The sequence below is a fragment of the Stagnihabitans lacustris genome (assembly GCF_025950525.1).
GTDB lineage: Bacteria > Pseudomonadota > Alphaproteobacteria > Rhodobacterales > Rhodobacteraceae > Stagnihabitans.
On the sequence record NZ_JAPDGS010000005.1, the window covers coordinates 209397 to 221326 of the forward strand.

Genomic DNA, 11930 nt, shown 5'->3' on the forward strand with positions numbered 1-11930 from the left:
TATGGCCGAAAGACCCGTGGTGACGGCGGTCCTTGGACCGACCAACACCGGCAAGACTCATTATGCCATCGAACGCATGCTGTCGCATCGCACGGGGGTCTTTGGCCTGCCGCTGCGTCTGCTTGCGCGTGAGGTCTATGACCGGATCGTCAAGTCCCGGGGGCCGTCCTGTGTGGCGCTGGTCACGGGCGAGGAACGCATCATCCCCGACCGCCCGCAATATTGGGTGGCGACGACCGAGGCCATGCCTTTGGAGATCGGCGCCGATTTCGTGGCCGTGGACGAGATCCAGCTGTGCGCCGACCCGGAACGCGGCCATGTCTTTACCGAACGCCTTTTGCACGCGCGCGGCCTGGTCGAGACGGTGTTCCTGGGCTCTGATACGATGCGCGGCGCGATTGCGGGGCTGATCCCCGGCGTGCAATTCGTGAAAAAGGACCGGATGTCGACCCTGACCTTTGCGGGCTCGAAAAAGATCGGGCGGATGCCGGAACGGTCGGCCATCGTGGGGTTTTCGGTCGAAAACGTCTATGCCATGGCGGAACTTCTGCGCCGCACCAAGGGAGGCGCGGCCGTGGTCATGGGCGCTTTGTCCCCCCGGACGCGCAACGCCCAGGTCGCCATGTATCAAAACGGCGATGTCGATTACCTGGTGGCCACGGATGCCATCGGCATGGGGCTGAACCTGGACATCCGCCATGTGGCCTTTTCCTCCACCGCCAAGTTCGACGGCCGAAGGATGCGCAGTCTGAACACGCAAGAGATCGGCCAGATCGCAGGCCGGGCAGGGCGGCATACCGAGAACGGCACCTTTGGCATCACCGGCGAGGCCCGCCCCTTCGACGAAGAGGAAATCGAGGCCATCGAGAACCACCGCTTTCAGCCGGTCAAAAAGCTGATGTGGCGCAATGCGGATCTCGATTTCGGCACGGCGGAGCGCCTGATCCGAAGCCTCGAGGCGCCGACCCATGACCCCTGGCTGTCGCGTGCGCGGGATGCCGATGACGTCCTGGCGCTGAAGGCACTGTCGAACGACCCCGACGTCAAGGAAAAACTGACCGGCGCGCCGCGGGTGAAACTGCTCTGGGATGTCTGCCGCGTGCCCGATTTCCGCAGCACCTCGGAAAGCGAACATTACGCCCTTCTGACCCGGCTTTTCGAATTCCTGACCGGCAAGGGCCTGGCCCAGACCCGAATCCCGCAAGATTGGCTCGCAAAAGCCGTCGAACGCATCGACAAACCGGGCGGTGACATTGACACGCTATCGAAAAGGCTGGCCTATATCCGCACCTGGACCTATGTGGCCCAGCGTCGCAACTGGGTCGAGGATGAAACCCATTGGCGGCAAGAGACACGTGCAGTAGAAGACCGCTTGTCGGATGCGTTGCATCTGGCTTTGACACAACGATTTGTCGACCGGCGCACCAGCGTTCTGCTGCGGCGGTTGAAGCAAAAGGAGACCCTCGTGGCCGAGGTGAATGACAAGGGTGAAGTGACGGTTGAGGGCGAGTTCGTCGGCCGTCTGGAAGGCTTCCGCTTCCAGCAGGATGCCAGCGCCTCGCCAGAGGCAGCGGCGACCTTGCGGACGGCAGCCCTTGCGGCGCTGCGTCCCGAGTTCCACCTGCGGGCGGACCGGTTCTACAACGCGCCGGACCCCGAGATGGATTACACGACGCAAGGCGGGCTCATGTGGGGCTCGACCGCGATCGGCAAGCTCGTCAAGGGTGCCGATCCGATGCGTCCCTCGGTCGAGGTCTTCGTCGACGAAGAGGCCGGTCCCGATGTGGCCGACAAGGTGCGCCGCAGGGCTCAGCACTTCATCGACCGCAAGGTTGCGGCCCTGTTCGAGCCGCTGTCGGTCCTGTCCAAGGACGAGACGCTGACCGGTCTGGCCAAGGGTCTGGCCTTCCGCCTGGTCGAACAGATGGGCGTCATCCAGCGCGAGGATATCGCGGCCGATGTCAAATCGCTGGACCAGGAACAGCGCGGCGTGTTGCGCAAGCATGGCGTGCGCTTTGGCCAGTTCACCGTGTTTTTGCCCGTGCTCTTGAAGCCCGCGCCGACCCGTCTGCGCTTGGTGCTTCATAGCCTCTGGGCCGGCCTGCAGGAATTCCCCGAGGCGCCGCCTCCGGGCCTGGTCACGATCCCCAATATCGCCGAACTGCCGCGCAGCCATTATACTTTGTCGGGCTATCACCCGGCAGGGGCGCGGGCGATCCGCATCGACATGCTGGAACGTCTGGCCGATATCCTGCGCACCAAGGATAGCCGCGTGGGGTTCGAGGCGACGCCGGATATGCTGTCCATCACCGGCATGACGCTGGAGCAATTCGCCGGCCTGATGGAGGGCCTGGGCTACAAGGGCGAGAAGGCCGAGCGTCCCAAGGTCAAGGCCGCCGTCGTGGCGCCCGAGCCCCTGGCCGAGGCGCCCGCCAATCCGATCCCGGAAGAAGTGTCCCTGCTGGCCCCCGCGCCTGTCGAGGAACCGGTGGCCGTCGAGGGCGCCGAAGAAGCTGCCGAAGAAGCCGCGCCTGCGGTCGAGATGGAGGCCTTCATCACCTTCACCTGGGCGCCGAAACCCCGGGCCCGTCCCGAACGCGCCCCCCGTCCTCAGGGAGATCGTCCGCAGGGGGATCGTCCGCAAGGGGATCGTCCTCAGGGCGACCGCCCCCGCCGCGAAGGCGACCGTCCGAAAGGCGACCGCCCGCAGGGGGGCCGTCCGCCCCGCGCTGACCAGACCCGTCCTGACCAGAACCGCGCGCCCAAGCCCGAGGGCGAGGCTGTCGTGGCGACTGAAGGCGCAGAGGCTCCGCGCCCGCCCCGTGCGGAGCGCGCAGACAAGCGTCCTGACCGCAAGGACTTCAAGGGCGGCGACCGCAAGGACTTCAAAGGGGATCGCAACAACGATCGCAACAAGGGTGGCGAAAAGCCCAAGTTCGAGGCCCGCCCCCCGCGTGCCGACAAGCCCGTGGACCCGGACAATCCCTTCTCTGTCCTCGCAAGCCTGAAACTGAAGTAAGTGGCGGGTCCGGGTGGAAAATCCGGACCCCTGCAAGCGCGCCTGCGGCTGGACAAATGGCTGTGGCAGGCGCGCTTCTTCAAGACGCGCGACCTTGCCTCAGAGGTGGTCACCGAAGGCCACCTGCGGCTCAACGGTCAGCATTGTCGGAAGCCCGGCCATGGCATAGGCCCCGGCGATGTCCTGACCTTTGCCCAAGGCGAAACCATCCGCGTGATCAAGGTCCTGGACCTTGGCCAGCGCCGAGGGCCCGCTTCCGAGGCAGAGACGCTTTATCTTGACCTTGATCCCCGTGACGATGGCGCTTCGCATCTTGAATGATCCGCCCGCATTGGGTAGCAAGACGCCGCGCAAGAAGGATGACCTGATATGACCTATGTCGTGACCGACAATTGCATCGCCTGCAAATACACCGATTGCGTCGAGGTTTGCCCCGTGGATTGCTTCTACGAGGGCGAAAACATGCTGGTCATCCATCCCGATGAATGTATCGACTGCGGCGTCTGTGAGCCCGAATGCCCCGCCGATGCAATCCGGCCCGATACAGAACCGGATCTGGACCATTGGGTGACGTTCAACCGCAAATATGCCGAGATGTGGCCGGTGATCATCACCAAGAAGGACGCGCTTCCCGAGGCCACCGAACGGGACGGCGAGACCGGGAAACTGGCGAAATACTTCTCCGAAGGCGCGGGCCCCGGCGGCTGAACCGGCTGGCTGATTCGCGATTGCGGCGCGCGCATGGCGGCTTTGCGAAGCCCGCGCGCCCTTTAGCCCTGATTCTTGGTTGATGCCCTTGCTTGTGCTGCATGGCATGCTTGGAAAATCGCAAATTTTGTGTTATACCGAAGTCACAATCCAATACGGATGCTTGTGACGACGGGCCATGCGCCCTTGCTGAACCAGCTGAAGACTTGGGACCTGTTGGCCGTGGCCTTGCTGCGGTCAATGCATTTTCGTCTGTGTATCAGGACGTCTGAAGGATAAGACCCTCAATGACCAAATCGAAGAAGCCCGACTTCCGCCCCGATGATTTCGTGGTCTATCCCGCGCATGGCGTGGGCAAGATCATCAACATCGAAGATCAGGAAATCGCGGGCATCCGCCTGGAACTGTTCGTGATCTCGTTCGAAAAAGACAAGATGACGCTGCGGGTTCCGACCCATAAGGCGACCGAAATCGGCATGCGTCCGCTGTCGGCGCCTGATGTCGTGACCAAGGCGCTGGACACGCTGAAGGGCAAGGCCAAGGTCAAGCGCGCCATGTGGTCGCGTCGGGCGCAGGAATATGAACAAAAGATCAACTCGGGCGACCTGATGGCGATTGCCGAAGTGGTCCGCGACCTGCACCGCAGCGATGACCAGCGCGAGCAGTCCTATTCCGAACGCCAGCTTTACGAGGCCGCCTTGGAGCGTCTGACCCGCGAAGTCGCCGCCGTCGCTGGCGTCGACGAGGCCGGCGCGCAAAAGAAGGTCGACGAGGTTCTGTTGGGCCGCGCGGCCTAAGACCCGTGCCACGGCATCAGGGCGGTCCTTCGGGGCCGCCTTTTGCTTATGCGGGGGGGCCCGCGGTGGCGGATGTCGCGAAAGCGCGGGCAAGCGTCCGCGACGCTCTGGCATAAGCCGCGCCGATTGGGTAGGGCAGGGCAAAGCCACAAGGATGCCGCCATGACGCTTGATGATTTCCGCGCCCTGATCGCCGATCTTCCCTCTGCCGATGGGGCCGCCATGGCCGGGGCCCTGATGCGCAACGGCCAGCTGACCAAGCCGCCGGGGGCGCTGGGGCGGCTGGAGGGCGTGGCCTTCTGGCTGGCCGGCTGGCAGGGCTCGGACAAGCCGCGCATCCTGTCGCCCCAGATCGCGATTTTTGCCGGCAATCATGGCGTGGTGGCCCAGGGCGTTTCGGCCTTCCCGCCCGAAGTCACCGTGCAGATGGTGGCCAACTTCCAGCATGGCGGGGCGGCGGTGAACCAGCTGGCCCGCGTGGCCGGGGCCGCGATGACCGTGACCGCGCTGGACCTTGACCGTCCGACGGCCGATTTCACCGCACAGGATGCGATGACGGCCGAAGAAACCGCCGCAGCCCTTCAGGCCGGCTGGGACGCTGTCGCCGAGACCTCTGACCTTCTGGTCCCCGGCGAGATGGGGATCGGCAACACGACCTCGGCTGCGGCCCTTGCGCTGGCGCTTTATGGCGGCGCGCCCGAGGATTGGGTGGGCCGTGGCACCGGCGTCGATGATGCGGGGCTGGCGCGCAAGGCCAGCGCCGTCGCCCGCGGCGTGGCCCGCCTGACCACGCGTGATCCCCTGGCCGTCCTGTCCGCCCTGGGCGGCCGCGAGATCGCCGCGATGGCCGGCGCCATCCTGCGCGCGCGCCACCTGCGCATCCCGGTCCTGCTGGATGGCTTCATCGCCTGTTCCGCCGCCGCCGTGCTGCAATCGGCCAATCCTGCCGCGCTGGATCATTGCTTGGCCGCCCATGTCAGCGCCGAAGCCGCCCATGGCCGCCTCCTGGCCGCGCTGAAGAAAGAGCCGCTTTTGAACCTGGGCCTGCGCCTTGGCGAGGGCTCGGGGGCCGCCCTCGCCATCAACATCGTGCGCGCAGCCGCCGAGTGCCATTCCTCGATGGCCACCTTTGCCGAAGCCGGGGTGGCCGGCGGCTAACCCCTCCTGCGCGGCGCTTTGGCCCTACCAGCGGGGCGCCCCGCTGCCCCCTCCTGCGGGGGCGCCCCCGCCCCTCCTGCGGGGCGCCCCCGCCCCTCCTGCGCGGCGCCCCGGGCCCTTCCAACGCGCCCCCTTCTTTCCTTTCATACTGGCTCAAATATTCCACGGGAGGGTCCGGGAGGGTGTGAAACCCTCCCGGGCGTTCCGCAAGTGACCGGCCAGGGCGTGAAACCTCCCGCCCACCCCCCTCAGTCCTTCTCCGGCTCCATCGGCCGCAGGTCATAGATCTCGTCGATCAGCGCGGTTTCCAGGTCGCGGTCCAACTGCTTGGCGCGTTCGACATAGGCCGGGTTCTGGTCCACCGGCTGACCCGGCACCCAAAGCTCGGCCAGATCGCGCATCGCAGACCGGTCCATCCGGAAATAGGCCTTGGACAGCGCCGAGGCCTCGTAATCCGAAAACCCCATATTCTCCAGCACATAGCGCCCGGCCCGCAGGGAGGAGTCAAAGGTCTCGCGCACGATGTCATTCGCGCCGGCCTGATACAGCTCATAGACATGGACCCGGTCGCGCGCGCGGGCCACGATATGCAGGTCATCGCGCCGCCCGCGGGCAAAGCGCACGATCTGCACCGCCTTGACCGGGTCATCCACCGTGACGACCAGAACCCGCGCCTCGGACAGGCCCGCCGCCTCCAGCAGTTCGGGCCGCGACGGATCGCCGTAATAGCCCTTCACGCCAAAGCGCCGCATCGTCTCGATCATCCCCGGATCGGCATCCAGCACCACCGTCGGCACCCCGGAATGTCGCACCAGCCGGTTGACCACCTGACCAAACCGCCCGATCCCCGCAATGATCACCGAGCCCTTCTCGTCGATCGCATCCGCAGGCTGCTCCAGCACCCGCCCCGCCAACCGCTTGGCGATGAAGTCGAAGGCCAAAAACAGCAAGGGCGTCAGCAGCATCGACAAAGAGATCACCAGCTGCGCCATCTGCCCCGCCACGATGGGCAAGGTCCCCTCGCTGCGCGCCACCGAAATCACCAGAAAGCCGAACTCGCCGCCCTGCGCCAGGCCCAGCGTGAACAGCACCCGCCCCCGCGGTTTCAGCCGGAACAGCCGCGCGATGACCTGCAAGATCACCGCCTTGATCGCGATCAGCCCAAAGGTCCAGGCCGCGATGGTCAGGGGCTCGCGCAGCATCAGGGCGAAGTTGACGCCGACGCCCACGGTCATGAAAAACAGCCCCATGAGCAAGCCCTTGAAGGGCTGCAAATCCGCCTCCAGCTGATGGCGGAACTCCGAGTTCGCCAGAACCACCCCGGCCACAAAGGTCCCCAGCGCGGGCGACAGGCCCACCAGCACCATCAAGAAGGCGATCCCCAGCACCAGAAGCAGCGACACGAAGGTCGACATCTCGGGCAGGCGTGCGGCATGGACAAAGCGAAAGATCGGCCGGCTGACATAATGGCCGACCAGCACGATGGCCACCACGACCGCCAGCGTCAGCGTCGTCATGGCCCAGGCCGGTAGCCCTTGGACGAAATGCACCAGGGGTTCGGCCAGGCCCGCATCATGGGGCGCGACCGTCGTCGGATTGGTCACGCCAAAGGTCTCGGCTGACAGGGTCGCGATTTCGGGCAGCACCAAAAGCGGCATGATCGACAGGATCGGCACCACCGCCAGATCCTGTGCCAGCAGAACCGAAAACACCGCCCTGCCGCCGCCCGTCCCCATCAGGTTCTTTTCGGCCAGGGTCTGCAGCACGATGGCGGTCGAGGACATGGCCCCGATCATCCCCAGCGCCAGGGCCACTTGCCATTGCTCTCCGGCCATGAACAGCGCCCCCGCCAGGGCCGCGATGGTCAAGCCGACCTGCAGCCCCCCCATGCCAAACAGCCGCTTGCGCATGTCCCACAGATGGGCGGGCTCCAGTTCCAGCCCGATCAGGAACAGCATCAGCACGACGCCGAATTCCGCGACATGCTGCAGGTCAGCGGTCTCGGCCCCCGCAAGCCCCATGACCGGCCCCATCAGGATGCCCGCCGTCAGATAACCCAGAACCGAGCCAAGCCCCAGCCGGATCGACAGCGGCACCACCAACACGGCCGCGCCCAGATAGATTGACGCTTGCAGCAGGAAACTTTCCATGCCGTCCTTTCGGGACAAAGGGGGGAGGCCCCGCGGTCAAGCCCCGGGATTGCGCAAACTATTCCACCCATGGTCGGACATGAAAAGGGGCAGGGGGCAAAAAACCTGCAAAGCCGACACGATTTGGCGCCGGGGCCGAAGGCGTGGGCGTGAAGGGAGGGAGCCAGCGGCGGATGGGCCGCAGCCGCATGGGCCGTCGTGCCGGGACCTAGCCGGTGGGCAGGGCCAGCGTCACCATACGGCCGCCCTTTTGGTATTCGATCGCATTGGCGGTGATCGCGTTGACCGTCCCGCCGTCGATCGCATCGCCGACACGCACCTTTTTGACCGCGCCATTGGGTTGGCGGACCATGGCAAAGCGGTTCGAGGCCGTGCCGTAAACCGCCAAAAGCGCCAGTTTGCGGGTGTTCAGCGCGTCTTTGGTCGTGGCTTGCTTGGCAACCGAGGCATTGGTGGGCAGGGTGGGCGCGCCATTGTCGGGCTCGGGCTCGTCCTGGATCGTGGCGTCTTGCGCGGCAGTGTCCTGGGCTGCGGGCTGGTCCAGCGCCGCGGTGATGGCATCGTCGACCGCGCGGTTCAGGTCGGTGGGCTTGATCGGCGGGCGTGGCGCGCGCGTGACCGGAGCGGTCAACAAGGGCGCTCCACTGGCCACCAGCGAGGCATTGTTCGGGGCGGCGGGCTCGGTCGGCGCGGCGGGCGGCGTCAGGCCCTCGGGCCGGGCCTGCGGGCGCAGGGCGGCCAGGGTCGGGTCCTGGGGCGCGGCCAGGGCGCCGTCCTGGATCGGCGCGGCGGTTGTGTCAGATGCGGGCGCCACAAGGCCCTCGGGACGCGATTGCGGGCGCTTGCCCTGCAAGGCGGGGTCCGCAACGGGGGCGGGGTCGGCAATGGGTTCGGAAGGGGAGGCGGGGGCGGGAAGAGCGGCAGGGTCCAGCGCGATGCCGCCGGGCGTCGCCGGGGCCGCAGCGGGCAAGCCGTCAGCCGTCACGCCCGCCGTCGGCGCGGCTGCTGCCGGAGCGCTGGCGACCGTCAGTTCAGCCGGACGCGAGGGCGGCACCAGCGCCGGTTTGCCCGCGACAAGAAGAACGCCCTCGGGCGTCATGATTCCCTCGGGCGTCGGTTCGATCAGGCCGTTTGCGTCGAATTTGTAGACCGTGCCAAAGGGCGGGGGCGCGGGCGGGGCGGCGGGCTCACTGTCCACCCCCGCGGCCAAAGGCGCAAGCTCTTGCGGCGGCGCCACGCCGGGCGGCGCATCGGCCGAAGCCAGCTTGATCCCCGCGGTTCCGCTGGCCGCCGCCTGTCCGGCCTCGGGTGCCGAAAGCGTCGCAAGCCCGGTATCCGGAGCGGCTTCGGGCGCCGCTGCTGCCAAGGTTTCGGCGGGACCTGCTTCGGGCGCAGGTTCGGTTACGGTTGCGGCCAGATCTGGTGTGGCCGGATCTGGTGTTGCGGCATCAGAGGCCGTGGCTTCGACCCCAGCGCCCTCTGAAACACCCCCCTCCACCACAGGCGCGGCCGTTGCCACCTCGTCCGCAGAGGTGCCCGCAGAAGTGCCGGCCGAATTGCCCGCCCCACCATCGGTCAGCGCCTCGGCCACCGGGTCGGCGGGTTGGCTGAGGCTGGCAGCATTGCCGTCAGTGGGCGTCCCCGAAGAGGTCGGGTCGACCGCTTCGGAAGTGCCCATGAAGAACGAGGACCAGACCGCCACCGCCGCCAAAAGCACCAAGAGCGCCACGGTCAGGATCAAGCCCAGATAGCGCGGTTTGCCGCCAATCGGGGTGCGGCCCTTGATGACCGGAGCGGGCCGGGCGGGCTTGTCGCCGGCCTCGGCCGCCGTCGCCGGACTGGCCGCCGCGGTCGGCAGGGTCACGACCTTGTCGCGCCTGGACATGCCGGCGATGGTCGTGGCCGTGACGCCGAGGGGCTTGCCCTTGGCCGCCTTGCCGCCCTTGGCGGGGAAGGCCAGGGTTTCGCCCTTGACCGGGGCCTTGACCGCCGGACGCGCCAAGTCGGGCCGCGGCACATCAGGACGGGCCGCATCAGGACGGGCCGCATCAGGACGGGACGCCTCAGAACGGGGCGCCTCGACGCGGGCGCCGGGCCGGCTGACCCCGCCGATGGACTTCGCCTCATCGGGCTTTTCGCCCGCCTTGCGGCTGGCAAAGGCCGCCGAGATCGCCGCCGCGGGGGCTGGGGGCAAGTCGTCCTCGACCGCCGGATCGGCCATCACATCCAGCGCCATCGGCGCCTCGTCGGCCAGGTGGTCCGGTGCCGGGCGCTGGTCGGCAGATTTGTCTTTGGCCGCGGGCCCAGCCTTTGGCGCAGGCTCGGCCACCTGTGACGCTTCGGCCTTGGGCGCTGCGTCCGGCAGAGCTTCGGTCTTGCCTTCGGGTTCGGTCCGGCCTGCGGGATCAGACGCCCGGACCGGTTCGGGCATGACCTCTGCGCCGGGGGCCGCCGCAACCTCGGCCACAGGCTCTGCCGCAACCTCTGCCGCAACCTCGGCCACAGGCTCCAGTTCCGACAGGTCAGGATCAGGCGCCGCGGCTTGTGCCGCAGCCAGCCGGTCGGCGGCCTCTGCTTCGGCCTCGATGTCGCGCGCGTCTTGGACCGGGGGCGCAAGGTCGGCTTCGGTCAGGAGGGGGCCTGGTTCGGGCTTGGGCGCCTCGCGCAGGATCACCACGGGTTCGGCGTCGCGTTCGACCTTGTCAGCCTCGCCCAGGACCTGCGGCGCCAGCGCCGTCGGCCCAAAGAAGGGCTCGCCGTCGAATTCCGCGCCCTCGGGCACGGCCACGAAGGACACCGGGTTGAACCGATGCGCGGCGGCAAAGCTTTCCGCCTCGGCCAGGGTTTCGCGGGCGATGACGGCGACCTTGACGGTCGACCCCTCGCCCGACCAATCCCAGACCAGGTCGTCCACCGGATAGGGCGTCCGCCCCTCCAGCGCCAGGCGGATCAGCCGGCGGCGGCGCGAGCCATCCGAGGCCCCCACCTCGACCTCGGTGTAAAGCACCTGGTCATTGGGCAGGATCAGCTTGGTCGTGATGCCCCGGGGCTGCAGCCCCAGCGCGGTCGAGCGCAGATAGGCCAGCGTCTCGTCGAATTCAGGGGCACCAAAGGCGGCGGAGCCCACAAGGCTCCACCCCCGCGAGGTTCGGTGCAACAGCGTGATCTGGCCGTCACGGAAATCAAGGGCGAAGGTGGGTTTCATGACACGCGTCTAGCACAGGGCATTGGTCCGGGAAACAAGGCCCGGGGGTGTGGGCCTCTTGGTATAGCAAGATTCTGCCGAAGAAAAGGAAATCGCCGGATTTGCCCCATGTCAAAGCCGTGATCCGCGCTTATCTGGGGGGGAGGGCGCAGGTTTGGCGCCGCAACTGGAGGCTTTCATGCGCTATCTTCTTTCCGCTGTCCTTGCGACCGCCCTTGTGGGGCCGGTTTGGGTCAGCCCGGTCCTGGCCGATGCCGGCACGATCAGCGTGACCGGCCATGGCACGGTGGCCGTGGTGCCCGACATGGCGACGCTGGACATTGGCGTGACGACGAATGGCGATACGGCGGCGGCGGCGCTTGCGGCCAACAACGAGGCCCTGACCCAGGTCATCGCGCGGCTGATCACGGCCAAGGTCTCGGACCGCGACTTGCAGACCTCGAACCTGTCGCTGAACCCGAATTGGGTGATGACGGCGGATGGATTGGGCCAAGAGGTCAAGGGCTATATCGCGTCAAACATCCTGACGGTGCGCATCCGCGATCTGGCCACGGTGGGCGCGGTGCTGGATGCGGCGGTGCAGGACGGGGCCAACACGCTGAACGGGCTCAGCTTTGGGCTGGCCGATGACAGCGAGGAACAGGACGCGGCGAAAAAGGCCGCGGTGGCCGATGCCATGGCGCGGGCCAAGCTTTTGGCCGAGGCGGCGGGGACCAAGCTGGGGGCCATCGTGTCGATCACCGAGGGGGCGGGCTATCAGCCGCCGATGCCCATGGCCAGCTTCAAGGCCGAGGGCAGCCCGGTTCCGGTTCTGGCCGGTGAAATCGGCGTCCAGTCCGATGTGACGATCATGTGGGAGCTGGCCGAGTAACGGTGCGACGAGGCGCACCCTG

8 protein-coding genes are annotated in these 11930 nt (G+C 67.0%); 6 read left to right on the forward strand and 2 right to left on the reverse strand.

Annotated elements, in window-relative coordinates; all coding sequences use genetic code 11:
- Position 1: 1 nt before the first annotated feature.
- From NX862_RS13960 to cobT, 5 genes are all read left to right on the forward strand, one after another.
- The gene (locus NX862_RS13960) at positions 2-3019 is read left to right on the forward strand and encodes a helicase-related protein (protein ID WP_264494534.1); all 3018 of its coding nucleotides are present in this window, start codon (positions 2-4) and stop codon (positions 3017-3019) included.
- Complete coding sequence (locus NX862_RS13965; RefSeq protein ID WP_413694573.1) at positions 3020-3340, forward strand: RNA-binding S4 domain-containing protein; 321 nt, start codon at positions 3020-3022, stop codon at positions 3338-3340.
- Between the two features lie 48 nt (positions 3341-3388).
- Positions 3389-3727, forward strand: coding sequence for a ferredoxin FdxA (fdxA, locus tag NX862_RS13970; protein WP_264494535.1), 339 nt, complete (start codon positions 3389-3391; stop codon positions 3725-3727).
- A 287-nt stretch (positions 3728-4014) separates the two neighbouring features.
- Positions 4015-4524 carry a CarD family transcriptional regulator gene (locus NX862_RS13975; protein ID WP_264494536.1) on the forward strand — a complete coding sequence of 170 codons (510 nt, stop codon included), beginning with the start codon at positions 4015-4017 and terminating at the stop codon, positions 4522-4524.
- Positions 4525-4686: 162 nt separating this feature from the next.
- The gene (gene cobT / locus NX862_RS13980) at positions 4687-5682 is read left to right on the forward strand and encodes a nicotinate-nucleotide--dimethylbenzimidazole phosphoribosyltransferase (RefSeq protein WP_264494537.1); all 996 of its coding nucleotides are present in this window, start codon (positions 4687-4689) and stop codon (positions 5680-5682) included.
- 248 nt (positions 5683-5930) lie between these two features.
- Here cobT and NX862_RS13985 read toward each other — a convergent pair whose 3' ends face one another.
- Positions 5931-7832: a cation:proton antiporter domain-containing protein gene (locus NX862_RS13985; protein WP_264494538.1), complete on the reverse strand. Its 1902-nt coding sequence runs from the start codon at positions 7830-7832 to the stop codon at positions 5931-5933.
- 208 nt (positions 7833-8040) lie between these two features.
- The gene (locus NX862_RS13990) at positions 8041-11037 is read right to left on the reverse strand and encodes a hypothetical protein (protein WP_264494539.1); all 2997 of its coding nucleotides are present in this window, start codon (positions 11035-11037) and stop codon (positions 8041-8043) included.
- Positions 11038-11215: 178 nt separating this feature from the next.
- Here NX862_RS13990 and NX862_RS13995 point away from each other — a divergent pair, with 178 nt between their 5' ends.
- On the forward strand, positions 11216-11908 hold the full coding sequence (locus NX862_RS13995) for an SIMPL domain-containing protein (protein WP_264494540.1): 693 nt from the start codon (positions 11216-11218) through the stop codon (positions 11906-11908).
- The last annotated feature ends 22 nt before the right edge of the window (positions 11909-11930 follow it).

Excerpts from the sequence above, each read along its gene's own strand:
- NX862_RS13960 (WP_264494534.1), top strand. The coding sequence starts at position 2 with ATGGCCGAAAGACCCGTGGTGACGGCGGTCCTTGGACCGACCAACACC.
- fdxA (WP_264494535.1), top strand. The coding sequence starts at position 3,389 with ATGACCTATGTCGTGACCGACAATTGCATCGCCTGCAAATACACCGAT.
- NX862_RS13975 (WP_264494536.1), top strand. The coding sequence starts at position 4,015 with ATGACCAAATCGAAGAAGCCCGACTTCCGCCCCGATGATTTCGTGGTC.
- cobT (WP_264494537.1), top strand. The coding sequence starts at position 4,687 with ATGACGCTTGATGATTTCCGCGCCCTGATCGCCGATCTTCCCTCTGCC.
- NX862_RS13985 (WP_264494538.1), bottom strand. The coding sequence starts at position 7,832 with ATGGAAAGTTTCCTGCTGCAAGCGTCAATCTATCTGGGCGCGGCCGTG.
- NX862_RS13990 (WP_264494539.1), bottom strand. The coding sequence starts at position 11,037 with ATGAAACCCACCTTCGCCCTTGATTTCCGTGACGGCCAGATCACGCTG.
- NX862_RS13995 (WP_264494540.1), top strand. The coding sequence starts at position 11,216 with ATGCGCTATCTTCTTTCCGCTGTCCTTGCGACCGCCCTTGTGGGGCCG.